General features: G+C 63.3%; 19 protein-coding genes. 10 read left to right on the top strand and 9 right to left on the bottom strand.

Annotated elements, in window-relative coordinates; translation table 11 throughout:
- Positions 1-20: 20 nt before the first annotated feature.
- Positions 21-1235 (bottom strand): NADP-dependent isocitrate dehydrogenase, encoded by a 1215-nt coding sequence (locus tag M2427_RS24175; RefSeq protein ID WP_280709245.1) that lies wholly within the window; start codon positions 1233-1235, stop codon positions 21-23.
- 337 nt (positions 1236-1572) lie between these two features.
- Between M2427_RS24175 and M2427_RS24170 the strand changes: the two genes are divergently transcribed.
- The 3 genes from M2427_RS24170 (at position 1573) to M2427_RS24160 (ending at position 5854) form a co-directional block, all read left to right on the top strand.
- Positions 1573-2772, top strand: coding sequence for a TrmJ/YjtD family RNA methyltransferase (locus tag M2427_RS24170; RefSeq protein WP_280709244.1), 1200 nt, complete (start codon positions 1573-1575; stop codon positions 2770-2772).
- 95 nt (positions 2773-2867) lie between these two features.
- A complete protein-coding gene (locus tag M2427_RS24165) occupies positions 2868-4547 on the top strand; it encodes a tetratricopeptide repeat protein (RefSeq protein ID WP_280709243.1) in 1680 nt (559 codons plus the stop codon).
- Between the two features lie 347 nt (positions 4548-4894).
- Complete coding sequence (locus tag M2427_RS24160; protein WP_280709242.1) at positions 4895-5854, top strand: hypothetical protein; 960 nt, start codon at positions 4895-4897, stop codon at positions 5852-5854.
- Between the two features lie 35 nt (positions 5855-5889).
- Here the strand turns inward: M2427_RS24160 and M2427_RS24155 are convergent, their stop codons facing one another.
- The 4 genes from M2427_RS24155 to mddA all read right to left on the bottom strand — a co-directional run bounded on the left by M2427_RS24155 (position 5890) and on the right by mddA (position 9808).
- Positions 5890-7110, bottom strand: a complete 1221-nt coding sequence (locus tag M2427_RS24155) for a GGDEF domain-containing protein (RefSeq protein ID WP_280709241.1) — start codon at positions 7108-7110, stop codon at positions 5890-5892.
- 171 nt (positions 7111-7281) lie between these two features.
- Entirely contained in the window at positions 7282-8031 is a 750-nt protein-coding gene (locus M2427_RS24150) for a hypothetical protein (RefSeq protein WP_280709240.1), read from the bottom strand.
- A gap of 35 nt (positions 8032-8066) precedes the next feature.
- Positions 8067-9044 (bottom strand): NADPH:quinone oxidoreductase family protein, encoded by a 978-nt coding sequence (locus tag M2427_RS24145; RefSeq protein ID WP_280709239.1) that lies wholly within the window; start codon positions 9042-9044, stop codon positions 8067-8069.
- Positions 9041-9808, bottom strand: a complete 768-nt coding sequence (gene mddA, locus M2427_RS24140) for a methanethiol S-methyltransferase (protein ID WP_280709238.1) — start codon at positions 9806-9808, stop codon at positions 9041-9043. Before mddA ends, M2427_RS24145 begins: the two co-directional genes overlap by 4 nt.
- 136 nt (positions 9809-9944) lie before the next feature.
- Between mddA and M2427_RS24135 the strand changes: the two genes are divergently transcribed.
- Both M2427_RS24135 and cynS read left to right on the top strand, forming a co-directional pair.
- Positions 9945-11489 carry an alpha/beta fold hydrolase gene (locus tag M2427_RS24135; RefSeq protein WP_280709237.1) on the top strand — a complete coding sequence of 515 codons (1545 nt, stop codon included), beginning with the start codon at positions 9945-9947 and terminating at the stop codon, positions 11487-11489.
- A 68-nt stretch (positions 11490-11557) separates the two neighbouring features.
- The gene (gene cynS, locus M2427_RS24130; RefSeq protein ID WP_280709236.1) at positions 11558-12046 is read left to right on the top strand and encodes a cyanase; all 489 of its coding nucleotides are present in this window, start codon (positions 11558-11560) and stop codon (positions 12044-12046) included.
- Positions 12047-12262: 216 nt separating this feature from the next.
- On the opposite strand, the gene purB is transcribed toward cynS, so the two are convergent.
- Both purB and M2427_RS24120 read right to left on the bottom strand, forming a co-directional pair.
- Positions 12263-13693, bottom strand: coding sequence for an adenylosuccinate lyase (gene purB, locus M2427_RS24125; RefSeq protein WP_348521945.1), 1431 nt, complete (start codon positions 13691-13693; stop codon positions 12263-12265).
- Between the two features lie 110 nt (positions 13694-13803).
- On the bottom strand, positions 13804-14124 hold the full coding sequence (locus tag M2427_RS24120) for a DUF1476 domain-containing protein (protein WP_280709234.1): 321 nt from the start codon (positions 14122-14124) through the stop codon (positions 13804-13806).
- A 332-nt stretch (positions 14125-14456) separates the two neighbouring features.
- Here M2427_RS24120 and purC point away from each other — a divergent pair, with 332 nt between their 5' ends.
- The 5 genes from purC to M2427_RS24095 all read left to right on the top strand — a co-directional run bounded on the left by purC (position 14457) and on the right by M2427_RS24095 (position 18078).
- A complete protein-coding gene (gene purC / locus M2427_RS24115; protein WP_172782948.1) occupies positions 14457-15224 on the top strand; it encodes a phosphoribosylaminoimidazolesuccinocarboxamide synthase in 768 nt (255 codons plus the stop codon).
- A 13-nt stretch (positions 15225-15237) separates the two neighbouring features.
- Positions 15238-15477: a phosphoribosylformylglycinamidine synthase subunit PurS gene (gene purS / locus M2427_RS24110; RefSeq protein ID WP_015685059.1), complete on the top strand. Its 240-nt coding sequence runs from the start codon at positions 15238-15240 to the stop codon at positions 15475-15477.
- Complete coding sequence (purQ, locus tag M2427_RS24105; protein WP_280709231.1) at positions 15477-16178, top strand: phosphoribosylformylglycinamidine synthase subunit PurQ; 702 nt, start codon at positions 15477-15479, stop codon at positions 16176-16178. The genes purS and purQ overlap by 1 nt, the downstream gene beginning before the upstream one ends.
- A complete protein-coding gene (locus M2427_RS24100) occupies positions 16175-17149 on the top strand; it encodes a tripartite tricarboxylate transporter substrate binding protein BugD (RefSeq protein WP_280709230.1) in 975 nt (324 codons plus the stop codon). Before purQ ends, M2427_RS24100 begins: the two co-directional genes overlap by 4 nt.
- Positions 17150-17337: 188 nt before the next feature.
- Positions 17338-18078 carry a tetratricopeptide repeat protein gene (locus M2427_RS24095; protein ID WP_280709229.1) on the top strand — a complete coding sequence of 247 codons (741 nt, stop codon included), beginning with the start codon at positions 17338-17340 and terminating at the stop codon, positions 18076-18078.
- Here the strand turns inward: M2427_RS24095 and M2427_RS24090 are convergent.
- Both M2427_RS24090 and M2427_RS24085 read right to left on the bottom strand, forming a co-directional pair.
- The gene (locus M2427_RS24090) at positions 18075-19034 is read right to left on the bottom strand and encodes a DMT family transporter (RefSeq protein ID WP_280709228.1); all 960 of its coding nucleotides are present in this window, start codon (positions 19032-19034) and stop codon (positions 18075-18077) included. The genes M2427_RS24095 and M2427_RS24090 overlap by 4 nt on opposite strands.
- A gap of 60 nt (positions 19035-19094) precedes the next feature.
- Positions 19095-19574 (bottom strand): PaaI family thioesterase, encoded by a 480-nt coding sequence (locus M2427_RS24085; RefSeq protein ID WP_280709226.1) that lies wholly within the window; start codon positions 19572-19574, stop codon positions 19095-19097.
- Positions 19575-19716 lie beyond the last annotated feature (142 nt).

Below are 19716 nucleotides of genomic sequence, written 5' to 3'. Positions count from 1 at the left end.
GAAAATAATGCGCGGGCGAATTACGCCGCCAGCGCCTTCACCAGGTTGTCAGCGACCTTGTCGAGGAAGCCGGTGGTCGAGAGCCAGCGCTGGTCGGCGCCGACCAGGAGCGCGAGGTCCTTGGTCATGTAGCCTTCCTCGACGGTGTCGACGCAGACCTTCTCCAGCGTGTTCGCGAACTTGGCGAGCTCGGCATTGTTGTCGAGCTTGGCGCGGTGGGCGAGGCCACGGGTCCAGGCGAAGATCGACGCGATCGAGTTGGTCGAGGTCTCCTTGCCCTTCTGGTGCTCGCGGTAATGGCGGGTCACGGTGCCGTGGGCGGCTTCGGCTTCGACAGTCTTGCCGTCCGGGGTGAGCAGCACCGAGGTCATCAGGCCGAGCGAGCCGTAGCCCTGCGCGACCGTGTCGGACTGCACGTCGCCGTCGTAGTTCTTGCAGGCCCAGACATAGCCGCCGGACCATTTCAGCGCCGAGGCCACCATGTCGTCGATCAGGCGGTGCTCGTAGGTCAGGCCCTTGGCCTCGAATTCTTTCTTGAACTCGCGGTCGTAGATGTCCTGGAAGATGTCCTTGAAGCGGCCGTCATAGACCTTGAGAATCGTGTTCTTGGTCGAGAGATAGACCGGGTAGTTGCGCAGCAGGCCGTAGTTGAGCGAGGCGCGGGCGAAGTCGATGATGCTGTCGTCGAGATTGTACATCTCCATGGCGACGCCGGCGCCCGGAGCCTTGAACACTTCCTTCTCGATCACGGTGCCGTCCTCGCCGACGAACTTCATCGACAGGGTGCCCTTGCCCGGGAACTTGATGTCGGTGGCGCGGTACTGGTCGCCATAGGCGTGGCGGCCGATGATGATTGGCTTGGTCCAGCCGGGAACCAGGCGCGGTACGTTCTTGCAGATGATCGGCTCGCGGAAGATCACGCCGCCGAGGATGTTGCGGATGGTGCCGTTCGGCGACTTCCACATCTGCTTGAGGTTGAACTCCTTCACCCGGGCCTCGTCCGGGGTGATGGTGGCGCACTTGACGCCGACGCCGACCTTCTTGATCGCCTCGGCGGCGTCGATGGTCACCTGATCGTTGGTTTCGTCGCGGTACTCCATGCCCAGGTCGAAGTAGAGCAGCTCGACGTCAAGGAACGGGGTGATCAGCTTGTCCTTGATGTACTGCCAGATGATCCGGGTCATCTCGTCGCCATCGAGCTCGACGACGGGATTGGATACCTTGATTTTTGCCATGATCGGGGAAGCCTCTTCGGAACGGCGCTCTTGGCGCGCCACGGGAATATCCGTCGCCTCTTAGCACCTGATAGCAGCGGGCGAAAGCCGAGGGATTATGCACTTTTAGCTCATCCAGCTTCCACAGATGGGGGACGGAGCCTGCCGCCGCGGCCGGGCCGGGGTGAAGTTTCAGGCGAGATTCAAAAGCCGATTCCAAGTCGTTATTTCCCTTGAGAATTCTGTCAGGACAGGCAAACGACAGGCAGACATGCGGGCCGGCCGGCGGCCGGCTTTGAATCAATTCCTAAGAGCGCCTCTCCAAGGCCTTGGAGAGACAGTATGAAAGCGAAACGAGATGTCGGGGACTGACAAGAGCAAGGCGGGCCTCGCCCTCGACGGTCCCATCGTGATCCTGGTCGAGCCGCAGCTCGGGGAAAACATCGGCATGGCCGCGCGCGCCATGGGCAACTTTGCCCTCAGTGCCTTGCGCATCGTCAACCCCCGCGACGGCTGGCCGAATATCGCCGCCCAGCGCGCCGCCGCCGGCGCCGACCACATTCTGGAAAAGGTCGAATTGTTCGACACGGTCGGTGAGGCCGTCGCTGACCTCGACCTGCTGTTCGCCACCACGGCCCGTCCCCACGACCAGGCCAAACCGGTGGTCGGGCCGGAGGCGGCTGCGGCGGAGATTTCCGGGCACGTTGCGGCCGGCGGCAAAGCCGGCATTCTGTTCGGCCGGGAGCGCTGGGGGCTGACCAATGAGGAGGTCGGGCTCTCCAACCGCATCATCACCTTCCCGGTCAATCCGGGCTTTGCCTCGCTGAACCTTGCCCAGGCCGTGCTGCTGGTCGGCTATGAATGGTTCAAGCGGGCCACCTCCGGCGAGCTCCCGCACGCCATGCCGGAGCGGTCCGAGCGCGCCTCGCAGCACCAGATGCAGGCCTTCTTCGACAATCTCATCCGCGAGCTCGACCGCGTCGAATTCCTGCGCCCGGCCGAGAAACGCGACACCATGCTGGTGAACCTGCGCAACATCTTCAGCCGGATGGAGCCGACCAAGCAGGACATGCACACGCTGCATGGGGTCGTCATGGCGATTGCGGAGGGGCGCAAGGGCCCGGCCAAGGGCGGCGTGCTCGACGGCGAGCAGGCGACGCGCCTGCGCGCGCTCTTGGCCGAGCACGGGCAGGGCGGCGGCGTGTCCGACAGCGGCTCGACCGTGCGCGGCCTTGCCCGCCTGCTCCGCCGCAATCCGACCGATGCCGAGCGCCTGCTCTGGCAGGCACTGACGCGCGACCGCCGGTTCGCAGGTCAGTTCAAGCGCCAGACCCCGGTCGGCCGCCACATCCCGGACTTCGTCTCCTTCCCGCATCGGATCGCGATCGAGCTGGTGAACCCGGGCGAGGGCGAGACGATTGCCGCCGATCGCGCGTCAAGGCGGGCTTGGCTCGAGGCGCGGGACTATCGCGTGCTGGAGATCCGCGCGGCGGATGTGGAGCGGGATCTCGAGGTGGAACTGGTGCGGCTGCAGGGGATGATGGAGCAGCGCGCGTAGGATAGGCCGTCGCGCTTACGAGGGCCGCAACCAAGGGCTGTGCAGACGCTCGATGGGTTGCTATGACAGTTCCTGGGAATTGAACTGGGGACTGCATGTTGGGAATGACAGGCCGCGCCCTGATTTGCGTGGCAGCATGCGTGAGTGCGTTGGTGCTGGCGACCCTGCTCGAAATATCAAGCGGCCGCGCCGAAATGTCCTTGTCCGCCAAGTGCAACGCGGTCGGAAATTTCAGTGTCGATGACCGGATCGCAGGCTGCACCGCTCTGATCGAGGCGGCGCCTATGCTGCAAGGTACGGTCATGGCGCATATCCGCCGCGCCATGTTCTACCGCCAAAAGGGCGACATCGACGGTGCGATCGCAGACTATGACCAGATCATCGAGCGCTATCCAGACAATCTGAGCGCTCGACTTGCGAGGGCGTCTGCGCATCTCCAAAAGCAAGAGCCCGATGCCGCGCTGTCTGACTACGCCAAGGTGATCGAGCTCGATCCCAAGAATACATATGCATATCTAGGACGCGCCCGAATCCACGGGACGAGGCGCGACTTTATCCACGCCATCGCTGATTATGATCAAGCCCTTCTGGTCCATCCTGACAATGTCATAGTGCATGTCGATCGAGGCCTCGCATACATCCGCACCGGCGACGTGGATCGGGCCATGGTCGACTGTGATCGGGCGGTCGAGATCAGCCCGCAAACCGGCGGCGGCCAATTGTGCCGTGGCCGGGTTTACTTCGCCAAGGGTAACCGAGAGCGCGCATTGGCCGAGCTCGATCAAACAATGTCGATCAAGCCAAGACACGAATATTTCTACTACTTCCGAGCCGAATCCTTTTCTCAGCTGGGCGAATTCGACCGCGCTATCGCCGACTATGACCGGATCATCGAGCTGAACCCGAGAAGCCGATCTGTCTACGGCTGCCGCGGGGTCGCCTATGCTCGAAAAGGCGACTACGATCGCGCCATTGCCGATTTCAATCAGGCGATCCTGCTGGCCCATCAGGACCAACCAAACCCCGGTGATCGGCAAACTCAGGCTCAAGGTCAGGACGCTGAGCCCATTTCCGCGTTCGTTGCTGGTGAATCAATTGTACTCGCTTTGGGAGATGGTCCTTTGCTCCGCGCTCGGGGAGTGGCCTACGTCGCGAAAGGGGACCTTGACCGGGCGATCGCAGACTTTGATAACGCGATCCGCCTTAATCCCAAGGATAAGGAGGCCATATCGGATCGTGGCAACGCGTACAGAACCAAGGGGGATTTCGAACGCGCGATAGCGGACTACGATCAACTCCTGCAACTCGATGCGAAGAATGCGCGCGCCTACTTTCATCGTGCAAGGTTCTATTGGCAGATTGGCTCACTCGAAAAATCGTTGGCCGATCTCGATCAGTCGATCCAGCTCAATCCAAAGGATGTCTATCCGGTCGTATGGCGCGAAATTGTTGCAAGGCGCAGTGGCCAACCGAGCCAGCTGAGCGAGGCAGCAAGGCAGTTGGACGCGACGAAATGGCCCGCGCCTATCGTCAATCTCTTTCTCGGCACGATGGCGCCGGAGCAAGTGCTCGGCGCGGCGGATGATTCCAACCCGGCGAAGAAGAAGGCGCAGGTCTGCGAGGCGAATTTCTATATTGCGGAGCGCGCGCTGCAAAGCGGCACGAAGGAAGAGGCGTTGAGGCGGTTCGACCAAGCCGCTGCCGACTGCCCGAAGACATTTATCGAGAAGCAAGCTGCTGACGTTGAAATTGGCTCGCTGCGAGCGGGGCGCTGATCGCTCCGGTGTGGGGTGGGGTCGCCTTGCGGCTGCGTTGAGTGATCGGTCCGCATCAGTTCGGATGGATCAACGGGCAGCCGTCAATTTTCCTTTTGACTCGGCTTACTCAAGGTATAGCATCCCCCGCATACTTATCTTGAGTTGAGGCAGCTCGCGCGCTGTCTTTTGGGGTCGCATTTTTTTGAATTTTCTGACCGGGGCATGAGACCCCTTTGCTTGCGCGTGTGTTGCCCTGCCCAATTTGTTGGGGGGACAGCATGCATCCAGCCTTGGAGGGAATTCGGGGTCGTATTCTAGGCGGCAGCAAAAGCGTTTTGCCCGGGAGGGCAGCGCGATATCTCGCGTTGCTTGTCGCCGTTGCACTTGCCGGATGTTCAATCCATCCGGTTCAGCAAGAGGCCACGGGCGTTCCGACACCGATCCTCGTGCAGTACATTCGTTGCGAAACGCGGCTTGCCATTCAGGACAAGGCGATCGAGCTTCTGAATAAGGAAGATCCTCCCAACCCTGCTATCATCGAGTACCTTACGCGACTGCGCGGGATGCCTTGGGATCCGCGAATGAGGACGCGAATGAACGCTCACGAGCGTGCCATCTACGACAAATATATCCAGACTGGCATCGCCTACGATTTTTCATTCGATATCACGGAGGACAACGGCGCGTCCGGCGTCGCCGACCCTGTCAAATTCATGACGAATGGATCGGCCGGCATCGGTTTGTCGGCGGGCGGGGACTTCAAACGCCAGAATATCCGACACTTCATCGTCAGCGAGACGGCTAAGGATTTGCTGGAAAACTGGGATATCGGTTATCCGATGGAAGACGGTCGACGCGGTTGCGGCTCGGACTACAGATCTCCGAACTATGCCTATCCGATTGCGGGCAAGATCGGAATTGATGAGCTGATCTCGACGTTCTTTGACCTGAACGAGATCAGAAATCTCTCAATCGACAAGTCCAATTCAACGGTGTTCGCCGATCAGCTGACGTTCACAACGACCCTGTCCGGGTCGGTATCCCCTCATGTCATTGTCGCGCCCGCCGGGAACGGATGGGGTCTCCTCAGTCCGGCAAGTATCACAGCTGGCGGATCGCGCCTCGACAAACACGCACTGATTATCGGTCTGTCTCTGGATACGCCAAAAGGAACCTCCGGGCGAGCAGTTGCGGCTGTTGTCCCCGGGGGGCTGGGGAGATCGGCTTTGCAGAGGGGAGGCGTTCGCTCTCCAACGGAACAGAGCGCGCTCGATGCCGTGTCGCAAGCAAGACTGGATTCGTATCTGGATCGCGCGTTCCGATAGCCCGGCACGCCAGGTCTAGCGAGGAACGATCGCCCTCAGGCTGCTACGCTGCTCCCAGGCGTGGCGCACATGCTGCCGCGCTGAAGCCGGCGCAGCGCAGCCAGGTTCACATCAATCGCAGCCAGGCAGCAACGGGACTTGCCGCTCGATTTGGCCTCGTAGAGTGCCGCATCTGCGACCGCAAGCAACTCGTCCACTCGGGACCCATGGTCAGGTGACAGCGCGATGCCAACGCTGGCACCGATCACGACGCGGGTCTCGCCATCGACCTGATAGGGCGCCGCGATCTCTCCGACGAAGCGTTGTCCCATGGCCAGCGCCTGCTCGGCCGTGACGCCATCCACCAAGGCGACGAATTCGTCACCGCCCATCCGCGCGATGGCCGCGCCTTCGGGCACCACGCTGCGCAATCGCTCCGCGACGCCCTCGAGCACCTTGTCGCCGGCAGCATGCCCGAACGTGTCGTTGATCGGCTTGAACTCGTCGAGATCTGCGAAGAACAGGGCGATAGGGCGGCCCCCACGACGGGATTGCGCGAGCCTCGTTTCCAGCGCATCGATCAATCCGGCGCGGTTGAGCAGCCCTGTGAGTGCGTCATGGTGCGCACGGCGGTTGTTTTCGCGCTCGGCCCGCATGGTCGTGATCAGCATCCTGTTGAGCCGGAAGCCCGCGCCCGCCATCGCCGCGAGATACATCGGGATCTGATAGATCATGATGTAGAGCATCGGCTCGCTGAGAAAGGCGATGTAAATGACGATGGGGCCGAGGCAGATCAGCATCATGACTCCGGCAAATCGCGGCGCGCCGAAATTGCGGAAACAGATGCCGCCGATCATGGCTGCGGTGGACATCGAGGCAAGCATCGCGACGAGCCAGTCGCCGCTCGCGATGCTGGCCACCGCGCCCAGTCCGAGGCTCAGGCTCCAGGCCATCGAGAACAGGAGATGAAGGTCGGTCGGGGTGGGCCGGTGCAGCCGGGTCGCACGATGCGCCGCGACCAGGATCGCAAGGCGCGTAAGGCAAATCGCGAGTTCGAGCACGAACCAGGCGACAAGCGGCCCCGTCTGCAGACGATAGGCGATGATGGCCGCGATCGCGACGGAATTGATGGCGCCGCCCGCAAAGATCGGAAACGCACCGAAGAGTTGGGCGATGAGGGCTGCGCGAATGTCGGCCGGCACGTCGGGGCCGACGTCGGTCAACCATCGCATCGCGCGCCAGCGCGGCAAGCTGTATCGTCCGCCGTCGGACAGCATTCCAGAGCATCCCTTCTCTTGCGGATGACCAATGACGAGAGGATGCTAAGGCCGTCTTTACAGATCTCGCCTGATCGCGAGCCGTGCTTGACGGAAGGTAAATTCGTTGAAGGTTCGCCGAAGTGGTGGGCGCGGCGCAGCGCGCCTTTGCCCACCTTACGAGATCGTCGCTTATCGCCCCAGCTGGACCTCGCGTTCGACGGCAATCCATGTCGTGCGGGCGACAGCCAGCAACCTGCCGATTTCATCATGCAGCGCGGCCTCGGCGGTGCGCTTGCGGCCGTCGCGGCCGGTCGGCCAGGCGGTGATGACGCAGCGGTCGCCGGGGCGCGGACGGGCCTCGATCCGTGCGGACATGCGTCCCAGCAGAAGCGGTGTGCGGTCGAACGCATTTCCCTGCGGATCGCAATTGCAGGCAAAGCCGGTCGGGCAATCGAGCGCGGACCAGAGAAATTCGGGAGCGACCAGGCCATCCTCGGCAGCCAGGTTCCGATCCGGCGTCCAGCTCGCTGCGAGAACGGGAGCCTGCGCATGACGCCCGAGCGGTCCGGCGAAAATGCGCAGGCCGTCGCCCTGAGCTCTTGCGGGTCCGCAGACGAAGCAGGTCGGCAGCGGGTGCTCGTGCGGTTTGACTAGCGTCAGCAATTCGGCGGCGCAGGCCTCCTCGAAGCTGGCTGTCTCCAGCCGCGCAAGCTCGACGCTTGTCGCGCGTCCTGTCGCGATGAGTTTGGCGCCGTCGCGAAGCTCCCAGGTACCGTCGTCGGTCGCGATTGCACCGAGCGGCGTGTCCAGGGGAGGCGGCGCGCGCAGCGTCACTTCGGCTCCGCGTGGAATGTGCTGAGCCAGCCGGCCGCAGACATAGCCGCCGTTGCCGGAGTTCGGCGGACCGCAATAGCGCTTGTCGATGATGATCTGGGTCAAAGCTTGCCTTCTCGTCTTGCCGGTGCACGCGCACTCTATCGGATCTTGAGCACAATTCTTCCCTGAACTGTCCGGTTGGCCACGGCGCGCATGGCTTCGCCGGCGTCCTCCAAAGGGACGACGCGGTCGATGTGCGGGCGAATCTTTCCGTCAGCGAGCAATTGCATCAGCGTGTCGTTCATGCGCGCGGCCTCGGCGGAAAATCTTTCCGCCCAGGCACCGACGAAGACGCCGATGATGGCATAGTTCTTCAGAAGCGGCAGGTTCATCGGGATGGATGGAATGGCGCCGCTGGTGAAGCCGATCGGCATCAGCCGACCGCCCCAGTTCATCAGCCGTGCCATCTGCTCGAGGATCGTACCTCCGACATTGTCGAAGCCGATATCGATGCCTTGGCCTGAGGTGATTGACTTGATCCGGTCGCGCAAATCCTCGCTGCGATAGTTGATGACCTCGCTGGCGCCGTAGCGGCGCACCAGGGCGGCCTTGTCGTCGGAGCCGACACCGGCGATGACGCGCAAGTCCAGATGCCGGCCGAGATCGACAGCGGCGAGCCCGACCCCGCCGGCCGCGCCGGTGATGAAAACGGTCTCACCGGCTTGCGCCTGCGCGCGCTCGACCAGCGCATAATAGGCCGTGCCGTAGACATGCAGCACCGTTGCGGCCGCTTCGAACGGGACGCCATCAGGCAGGTGCACACCCTTGGATTCCTTGGCGATCATCCGTTCGGCGTAGCCGCCGGTCCAGCTGCTGCACGCCACGCGATCACCGGGAACGAATTGTGTGACGTTATCGCCGATTGCGGCGACGACACCAGAAGCCTCCGTGCCCGGCACGAAGGGCAGGGGTGGGCGCATCTGATAGAGGCCCGAGACCAGCAACTGGTCCATGAAGCTGACCGAGGCTGCATGGACGTCGATGAGGATCTCGTCGGCGGCCGGCTTAGGCTCGGCGATCTCACCAAGCCGCAAATCCTGCGGTCCGGTGAACGAATTGCACAGCATGGCTCTCATTGCGGTGCTCCTTCCGTCTGGCGGCGCCCGAACAGGCGCGGCAGCAGCATAGGCACGCGCCGGCGATAGTCCTGATAGGTCTCACCGAACTCGGCGATGAGATCCCGTTCCTCGAACTGGAGCGCGATCAGGATGTAGGCGGTGTTGGCGAGTGCGAACAGCAGATGGCCAGCAGTCATCTCGGGCGTGGCCCAGAACGCGAGCAGGAAGCCGAGCATAATCGGATGCCGTATGATCTTGTAGAGCAGGGGTGTTCGGAACGATTGACCTGATATCCTGGCTCCGCGCCACGCGGAGAAAGCCTGGCGCAGGCCGAACAGGTCGAAATGATCGATCATGTGGGTCGAGGCGAACGCGATCAGCCAGCCGAGCCAATGCACCGATATCAGTACCCAGGCCGCCGGTCCGTCCGTCTGCCAGATCACGGTCGGAATCGGACGCCACTGACAGAACAGCAACAGGAGGATCAGGCTGGAGAGCAGTACATAGGTGCTGCGCTGGCAGGCTGCGGGAAGGAATTCGGCCGACCATCGCTTGAACGCCGGGCGCGCCATGACGCTGTGCTGGATGGCGAACAGGCCCATCAGCAGCAGATTGACGCCGATGGCTTCGTTCAAATTCGAGAGGTTGCTGATGTCGATCGACTTGTCGATTGACTTGGGCACGACATAATTGCCGACGAAACCGGGCGCATAGAGAAACGAGACCGTGAAAATGGCGTAGCTCACGAGGGCGTAGAGCAGGATCAGAAGGCGCAAAACCATGTTTTTTTCCAATGTGACTGATATGGCGGTGCCGCATGCCGGAGCCTGAATCGCTCGCAGGCGAGGGGACTCGATCCGGGCCGATGACTACCGCTCGACCGTCCCCTGTGCGTCCCCCGAGCGGAGCAAGCATTCCATGACGACTTTCTCGCTCGGGACGTTCGGGTTCCCCGAGGTCCACGCCGACGACCGTCCGATCAAGCTGGCCTTGCGCAAAGGGCTTGCGCTGCTGGTCTATCTCGCTGAGGCCAGGGGGGCGATCGCACGGGATGTGATGGCAACGCAGTTGTGGCCCGAGGCTGACCGCGAGACCGGGCTCGCGCGTTTGCGGCGCCTGCTTCATCGCATCGAGCTCGCGCTCGGCGAGCCGGTTTTCGAGACCGACCGCACCAGCGTGCGCTGGTCTGCGGCCGTCGCACTGGAGGTCGATACGCATCTGTTCGAGAGCGCCTGCGACCGCGGCGCGTTTGAAGAGGCCTGCCAGATCTATCGCGGCGACTTCCTCGCCGGCTTCTCTCCGGAGGACACGCCTGATTTCGACGATTGGGCCTTCTTTCGCCGCGAGGCGCTGCGGGGACGGCTCGTGCACGCGCTGGAACGGCTGGTGCAGGACAAGAACGCCGCCGGCGATCATTCTGCCGCAAGCGCGCATGCGGGCCGGCTGGTCGAGCTCGATCCGCTCAGTGAAGTCTATGGCCGGCATCTGATCCGCAGCCTGCTGCTATCGGGCGATCGCGGTGCGGCCGAACGGCATCACGCCGCGCTGACGCAGCGGCTGCGCGACGAGCTCGGTGTCGCGCCGGAAGCCGAGACCGAGGCGCTGATGAGTCCCGCTTCGGCGCCCCAGGCTGTACCGACGACACGCTACGTCAAGGGCTCAGGCGTGCATCTGGCGTATCAGACCCATGGCAGCGGCCCGCTGGATATCCTGGTGATGCCGGGCTTCGTCTCGCATGTGGAGCGAGCCTGGGAGCATCCTGCGAGCCGGTCATTTCTGGCGTCACTGATGAAGCTCGGCCGCCTGATCGTGTTCGATCGCCGCGGCATCGGGTTGTCCGACCGGGTCGGCTCAGCCCCGAATATCGATGTCACTGCGGAGGATATCGGCACGGTGCTGCGGGCAGCGGAGTCGCGCCGCGTCGTGCTGTTCGGCGCATCCGAATGCGGCCCGGCCTGCGTCAAATTTGCGGTCGATGATGACAGCCGCGTCGCCGGGCTCATCCTGTTCGGCGCACTCGCAAAGGGCTGTTGGGCGGAGGACTATCCGCACGCGCTGCGCGCCAGCCAGTATGATGCCTGGCGCCAGCACCTTGTTGCGCAATGGGGCGGCCCGGCCGGGATCGAGGCTTTCGCGCCGAGCCTTGCCGACGATCCGCAGGCGCGCGCCTGGTGGGCAGGGCTATTGCGCGCGGCGTCCAGCCCGGGCGGCATCTCGGCCGTGCTGGACGCGTTTCGCGATGCCGATGTGCGGCACCTGCTGCCGCAAATCGCGGTGCCGACATTGGTCATGCACCGGCAACGCGACAAGGCTGTGCGCATCGCCGCCGGCCGCGACGTGGCAAGCCGGATTCCCGGTGCGCAATTCGTCGAGGTCGAGGGCCAAGATCACTGGTTCTTTGCCGGTGATCAGCAGCCGGTGCTGGCGGCGATCGGGCGGTTTATCAAAACTCTGAAGCCATAAGCCTCATTTATTGGCACGTTTCGTGCCTCCGAAAGCGGCAGGCCCATGCCTCGCCAAAGGAGACCGACATGAAACGCGAAGACCTCACCGAGAAGCTGCTCGACATCAAGCGCGAGAAGGGCTGGAGCTGGAAACACATCTGCGAAAAAATCGGCGGCTATTCCGAGGTGCTGATCGTCGGCGCGATCATGGGCCAGATGAAGCTGACCAAGCCGCAAGCCGCCAACGCGGCCGAGCTGTTCGGTCTGACCAAGGCCGAGACCGCAATGCTCAACGAGGTGCCAATGCGCGGCACCGGCACGCCGATGCCGCCGACCGATCCCTTGATCTACCGCTTCTACGAGATGGTGATGGTGAACGGTCCGGCCTGGAAGGCGCTGATCGAGGAGGAATTCGGCGACGGCATCATGTCGGCGATCGATTTCGACATGGGAATAGAGCGCGTCGCCAACCCGAAGGGAGACCGCGTCAAGATCACCATGTCAGGCAAATTCCTGCCGTACAAATATTACGGCGCCAGCGGCAACGTGCCGGAGTATGGGTTTAAGGAAGAATGAGGCCGGACGGAGTGACATTCGCCTGGCGCCCCAGAAAAGGTGCGTTCCCTCCCTCCTTATGGGGGAGGGCTAGGGAGAGGGGTAGCCCAGCAAAGACTGCCTGTTACTAACGACGCATCGCGGGCGCGCAGCGGAAAGAATTCCGGTGTGGCACCCCCCTCCCTGACCCTCCCCCGCAAGGGGGGAGGGAACAGAGAGAGCATCGCTGTTGGCTAGCTAGAGAATTGCGCCCGGCGTGTACTTCGCCGCTTCGGGCTTCGCCTTCGCCAGCGCATCGACCTGCTCGGCGAAGTAATCGACCTGGGCGCCGGCGTCGCCGGAATTGGCGCGGCCGTGCTCGAGCACCTGGCTCAGCTCGGCTTCGCTGAGGCCGAGACGCTGGTCAGCGGCGAGACGCTTGAGCAAATCGTTCTGCACGATCTTGCCGGTGCGCAGGTCTCTGATGGCAGCGACCGCATGCTCCTTGATCGCCTCATGGGCGCCTTCGCGGCCCGCGCCCTTCTTCACCGCTTCCATCATCACCGTGGTGGTGAGCAGGAAGGGCAGGTACCGATTCAGCTCGGTCGCGACGACGGCGTCGAAGATTTCCATCTGGTCGAGCACCGAGAGCAGGGTCTCGAGCAGGCCGTCCATGGCGAGGAAGGCATCGGGCAGCATGACGCGGCGAACGACGGAGCAGGAGACGTCGCCTTCGTTCCACTGATCGCCGGCAAGGCCCGCGGCCATTGCGAGATAACCCTTCAAGACGACATGCAGGCCGTTGATGCGCTCGCAGGAGCGGCTGTTCATCTTGTGCGGCATCGCGGACGAGCCGACCTGGCCCTTGGCAAAACCTTCGCTGGCAAGTTCATGGCCGGCCATCAGGCGCAGCGTCTTGGCGAAATTGCCGGGACCGCTGGCGAGCTCGGTCAGCACGCTGACCGCGCGGAAGTCGAGGCTGCGCGGATAGACCTGGCCGACGGCATCGAAGCTCCTGGGCAGGCCGAGGTGCTTGAGAATTTGCTGCTCGAGCGCGCGGGCCTTGCCGGCATCGCCATTGAACAGAGTGATCTGGTCGAGCCGCGTGCCGACCGCGCCCTTCAGGCCGCGCGCGGGATAGCTGTCGAGCACGCTGACCAGGCTCTGATGCGACACCAGCATCTCCTCGCCGAACATGGCGATGCGCTTGCCGAGCGTCGTCACTTGCGCGGCGACATTGTGCGTGCGCGCCGTGAACGGCATGTCGCGGAATTGCCTGGCGTGCTTCGCAAAGCGAATGAGCGCGGCGATGCTCTTGGTCTCGATCAGCTGGAGCCCGCGATAGACCTGCAGCTGCTCGACGTTCTCGGTAAGGTCGCGGCTGGTCATGCCCTTGTGCAGGTGCTCGTGACCGGCGAGATCGCAGAACTCCTCGATTCGAGCTTTGACGTCGTGGCGGGTGATGCGCTCGCGCCGCATGATGGAGGCGAGGTCGACCTGGTCCTTCACGCGCTCATAAGCCTCGATCACGCCATCGGGCACGGGGATACCGAGATCGCGCTGGCCCTTCAGCACGGCGATCCAGTAGTCGCGTTCGAGGCGGACCTTGCCCTCGCCACTCCAGATGGCGCGCATCGCGGGCGAGGCATAGCGTTGGGCGAGGACGTTCGAAATGTGATCCTGTGACATGCCGCCCATTTGGCATTGCCCGGAGCCGGCCGCAAGCCCGGGAGAGAGGGCGGCGGATGGCCATCCGTCACCCGCTGAAGCCTACTTTGGTGAAGCCTACTTTGGTTAGGCTATTTGCCGGCCTTCAGCTCGGCGGCTGCGACCGCGATCAGCTCGCTCATCTTGGCCCGAATCGCCTGTTCCGTGACTGCCACGTTCCTGGCGGCGAAATCGGCCATGACCTTGTGCAGGACGCCATCGCCGGCCTCCTCGAATTCGGCCGCGACGACCTCCTTGGCATAGGCCGCGGCGTCTTCGCCGGTAATCCCGAGCTTATCGGCCGCCCACAGTCCGAGCAGCCGGTTGCGGCGGGCCTCCGCCCTGAATTTCTGCTCCTCGTCGAGGGCAAACTTCTTCTCAAAGCCTTCTTCGCGCTTGTCGAATTCACTCATGCGTCTTCCGATCCCTTGAGGTCGCTGGACCTGGCGGCCCTCGTTGCGAGGGCCCCTGCGCATGCCTACATAAACAGCACGATCGGCGAAACAACGAGCCGTAAAGCCGCAGGCAAGGCGGTATAAGTCAGCGTCGGATGGGCCGGATCGATTGTGCTTGGACAGCCAATCGGATAGGTTGCCTGGAGGCTTGGTTCCCGTTCTGTTTCCTTGGGGGTTTCCTTGGATTCAGGTGGGGTTCCAGGTCGTTCACGGCAGCTCCGCTGTGGGTCGTAACCTGGTAACCGGAGCACACCAAATACATGGATTTCAACAAAACACGGTACATCCCAATGAGCCGTCGGCGTCGCATTTATGAAGGCAAGGCAAAGGTTCTGTATGAAGGTCCGGAGCCCGGTACCCTGATCCAGCACTTCAAGGACGATGCCACCGCGTTCAATGCCAAAAAGCATCAGGTGATCGAGGGCAAGGGTGTCCTCAACAACCGGATCTCGGAGTACCTGTTTCAGCACCTCAACGACATCGGGGTGCCGACCCATTTCATCCGCCGCCTCAACATGCGCGAGCAGTTGATTCGCGAGGTCGAGATCGTGCCGCTCGAGGTGGTGGTGCGGAACGTTGCCGCCGGCTCGCTGTCGCAGCGCCTCGGCATCGAGGAGGGCACCCAGCTGCCCCGGTCGATCATCGAATTCTACTACAAGAACGACCAGCTCAACGACCCCATGGTGTCGGAAGAGCACATCACCGCGTTCGGCTGGGCCACGCCCCAGGAGATCGACGACATCATGGCGCTCGCCATCCGCGTCAACGACTTCCTCACCGGCCTGTTCCTCGGCATCGGCATCCGCCTCGTCGACTTCAAGATGGAGTGCGGGCGTCTGTTCGAGAACGAGATGATGCGCATCATCGTTGCCGACGAGATCTCGCCGGACTCTTGCCGTCTGTGGGACATCAAGTCGAACGAGAAGCTCGACAAGGATCGTTTCCGCCGTGACCTCGGTGGCCTGCTCGAGGCCTATACCGAAGTCGCCAAGCGCCTCGGCATCCTCATGGAGAACGAGCGCCCGCAGGGCACCGGTCCCGTGCTGGTGAAGAGCTAAGAGGATTATCGACGTGAAGGCACGTGTGACCGTTACCCTGAAGACGGGTATCCTCGATCCGCAAGGCAAGGCCATCGAAGGCGCGCTGAAGTCGCTCGGCGTCGACGGCGTCGCCAGCGTGCGCCAGGGCAAGGTGTTCGACATCGAGCTCGCCGGCGCCGACAAGGCCAAGGCCGAAGCCGCGCTGAAGGACGCCGCCGACAAGCTGCTCGCCAACACCGTGATCGAGAATTATCGGGTCGAGCTGCTCTGATGAAAGCCGCCATCCTCGTCTTCCCCGGTATCAATCGCGAGCGCGACATGGCGCGCGCGCTGAAGCTGATCTCCGGCCACGAGCCTGCGATGGTGTGGCACGCCGAGACGTCGCTGCCTGCTGGCACCGACCTCGTCGTCGTGCCCGGCGGCTTCTCCTACGGCGATTATCTGCGCTGTGGTGCGATTGCGGCGCGGGCGCCGGTGATGGATGCGGTGCGCGACTATGCGGCCAAGGGTGGCCTCGTCCTCGGCGTCTGCAACGGTTTCCAGATCCTCTGCGAATCCGGCCTGCTGCCCGGCGTGCTGATGCGCAATGCGCGGCTGAAATTCATCTGCAAGGACGTGCATCTGCGCGTCGAGCGCTCCGACACGCCGTTCACCCGCGGCTACAATGCTGGCCAGGTGATCCGCGTGCCCGTCGCCCATGGCGAGGGCAATTACGAGGCGGATGAAGAGACCATCAAGCGCATCGAAGGCGAGGGGCGCGTGCTCTATCGCTACTGTTCGGCCGATGGCATGGTCGACGATATCAGCAACATCAATGGCGCGGCGCATTCGATCGCGGGCCTCGTCAACGACAAGGGCAACGTGCTCGGCATGATGCCGCATCCGGAAAACCACGTCGAAGACATCATGGGCTGCACCGACGGCCGCGGCCTGTTCGCGGGCCTGACCGCGCATCTGGAAAAGGCCGCGTGATTTCTGCCGTGGTGAAGCGTGCGCTCGTCGCGCTCGCGGCGATGTCGTTTGCGACGGCTGCGTTCGCGCAGGACTTCCCCAAGCGTCCGATCACCATGATCGTGCCGTTCGCGGCCGGCGGCACGTCGGACGTGATCGCGCGCACGGTCGCCGAGCAGATGGGCATCGCGCTCGGCCAATCCATCGTGATCGAGAATGTCGCGGGTGCCGGCGGCTCGACCGCGCTGGCGCGCGCCTCCCGGTCCGAGCCTGACGGCTACACCATTGCGATCGGCAATGCCGGCACCAACGCCGCGACCTACACGATCTATCCGAAGCTGCCGTTCACGCCCGATTCCTTCGCGCCGATCGCGATGGTTGCGAAGACGTTCGGCATCATCGCGCTGCGCAAGGATTTCCCGGCGAAGGATCTCAAAGAGTTCATCGCCTATGCCAAGGCCAATCCGGGCAAGATCAATCTCGGCCATGCCGGCGTCGGTTCCTCGAACTACCTCATCTGCAAGAGTTTTGTGACGGCCGCCGGGATCGACGCGACCTTGGTCGGTTATCGTGGCGCATCGCCTGCGTTGACGGATGCGATCGGCAGCCAGATTGACGGCGTCTGTGACGCGGCAGCGTCGGTGTCGCAGTCGATCAACGAGAAGCTGGTGAAGGGGCTCGTGGTCGGTTCGACGGTGCGGCTTGCGACACTGCCTGACCTGCCGACGTCCACGGAGGCCGGATTGCCCGAATTCGAGGCACAGGGCTGGAACGGCCTGTTCGCGCCCAAGGGCACACCGCCTGATATCATCGCCAAGCTGAATGCGGCCGCGCGCACGGCCGTGGAAACCGACGCGGTGAAGAAGCGTTTTGCTGACCTGTCGACGGTTGCCCCCAACGACAATGAGCATACGCCGGAGCTGCTCCAGCAGCTGGTGACGCGCGACGTCGAGAAGTACCGGAAATTGCTGGCGGACGACGCCAAGCCATAGCGGCCCAAGCCTTAGAGGCGTTGGGCCTAGTGAACCTCCATCGCGTTTGAGACGACTGACTCCTCGTCGCCATCAAGGCGCGCCTTCTGCGTCGCTGCATCCTGCGGATATGAGCAACTCAAAGTTGTCTCATCGCATCAGTTGCGATATCAGGAAGCCTGCGCTGTCGTTGTGCTCGTGGATGTCACATGCCCGTCGCTTTGGTCGTTCTGCTGCTCGATATCACGCTGATCTATCACGCTTCGCGCACCGGGCGGCTGCAGCCCTGGGCCTTCATCATCCTGATGGTCCCGATGGTCGGCGCGCTGGCCTATATCGCGGTCGAACTTGTCCCGGAATGGTTCTCCAGCCCGGGCGCACGTCAGGCGCGCCGGCGCGTCGCCAACAGGCTCGATCCGGAGAAGCGCTATCGCGAGCTGTCCGACCGGTTGGCGGGCACGGACACCATCACCAACCGCGCGGCGCTTGCCGAAGAGTGCGCGAATATTGGCCGGTTCGCTGAAGCCGAGCAGCATTACGATCACATCCTGAAGCTGCCGATGGGGCACGATCCCGTCTACGCGCTTCGAAAGGCGCAGGCCGTGTTTGCCGCCAAACGCCCGGCCGATGCGCTTGCGACGCTCGACGATCTCCAGAAGCAATGGCCGGACTTCGATTCCGCCGACGCGCATCTGCTCTATGCCCGCGCGCTCGCCGAGGTCGGCCGCCTCGATGAGGCGCTGGAGGAATTTCACGCCGTCGCCGGCTACTTCCCCGGTGCCGAAGCGCGGGTGCGCTACGGCATGCTGCTGCAGATGGTCGGCCGCACCGCCGAGGCGCGCTTGGTCTTCAACGAGCTGCTGATCCAGATGCGCCGCGCGCCAAAATATCTGCGCGAGGCGCAGGCTGAATGGCTCTCGATCGCGGAGAAGCAGCTCAGCGCAGGCTAGCGCAGCTTCAGCCGTTCCGCCGGCACCGTCATCGCCGCGACGCCGGCCATCACCAGCAGCAAGCCCAGCACCAGGTTCGACGGCACGCTTTCGCCGAGCAGCAGCACCGACAGCGCGACGCCGATCGGAATGCGCAAATATCCCTGCGCATTGGTCGTCAGCGTGCCGAGCCGGCCGAGGCACATGTAGAACAGCATCAAGCCGAGCGCGCTGGAGACGATGCCCATGACGATGGTGGAGATAATCGCCTGAGGTGTCGGATGCAGCGTCCAGGGCTGGTCGATGATCAAGGACGGCGGCAGCAGCACGAGGCCGCCGAACAGCAGCGAGCCGGCCGCGACCACCATCGGATCGTAGTCGGAGAGCCTGAGACCGAAGATCGTCGCGCAGGCAAAGGAGATGGTGGCGAGCAGGATCGCGATCTCCGCGATGATGTCGCTGCCGAAGCCGTGCAGCGCGTCGAGCCCGATGATGGCGGTGGTGCCGGCGAAGCCGAGGATCGCGCCCACGAGCTTGAGCAGCGTCGCCGGCTCGTGCCGGGTGATCAACGAGGTGATCAGGAAGGCGAAGATCGGCGTCGTCGAGGCCAGCACCACCGTGTTGGACGCCGGCACATATTGCTGCGACCAGGTGATGACCAGGAACGGGACCGTGGAGTTGATCAGCTGCTGGGTCGCGAACAGCTTCCAGGCCTTGAGGTCGGTCGGAACCTTGACGCCGCGCATCCACAGGATGGCGAACAGGAAGGCGGCCGCAATCAGCGAGCGCACCGAGATGAAGGTGATGGGCGGGATCGTGGGAAGCGCGAGCTTCGCCAGGGGGTAGGTCGAGCTCCAGCAGCAGGCGAGCGCGAATAGCAGCGCGTAATCGCGCCAGTTGCGCGCGCCGGTGGAGGGCATGGACGGCGATGATGGCGTTATGGCCGCCGTGCGGCCTGGCGACGTGCTCTGCGGCACCTTGTTACTGCTCCCCGCGCTGTCGACAAGTCTGGGCGAGGGGGCGCGAAAAGGGAAGCGCTATGCGTTTGCCTTCAGGGCCGGCTTCCGCTTCACCCGCTTGATCGTGCCGGAGAAGGTGAATAGCGGCCGGCCGGCCGAGGTCAGCCTGCCGCGCAGGAAGATCAGCGAGCCGCCGGCGCGGGAGACTTCGCCGGTGCATTCGACCAGCTCGCCCTCGCGGGCCGCGTCGAGGAAATCGCAGGCGAAATTGGTGGTCACGGCCGGGCCGTCCAGCTCGTGGGTGGCAATCGCAAACAGGCAATAATCCGCGAAGGCCATGAAGCAGCCGCCATGGACGTTGGCGGAGCCATTGAGGTGCTTTTTCTCGACCCGGAAGGCGCAGTGGACGCTGCCGTCGTCCTCGATCTTGTGCCAGAACGGGCCGATATGGCTCTCAAAACTGTCGCGAATCCAGGTCCGCCAGCCCGTGAACTCGCCCTCGGTGGCGACATGCAGGTCGGGGCGGCGGGTTGCGGGGACTTTGGTCAATTCGTGCAAGGAAATGGGCCTTCAATTACGGGTCTTTAGCCCTTAAATCCGATCCGTCAGCGCCTTGCAATTCCCGTTCCCGCCGACCCACCTTGCAAAACGTGGGACAGCGGGAAAATGCGCCATAAAGGGCTTTTCGTGAGCCCCCGAT

It is taken from the genome of Bradyrhizobium sp. BR13661 (genome assembly GCF_029892425.1).
Classification (GTDB): Bacteria; Pseudomonadota; Alphaproteobacteria; order Rhizobiales; family Xanthobacteraceae; genus Bradyrhizobium.
The sequence above is the reverse complement of the archived record's forward strand: the minus strand, read 5'-3'. Positions and strand labels throughout refer to the sequence as shown.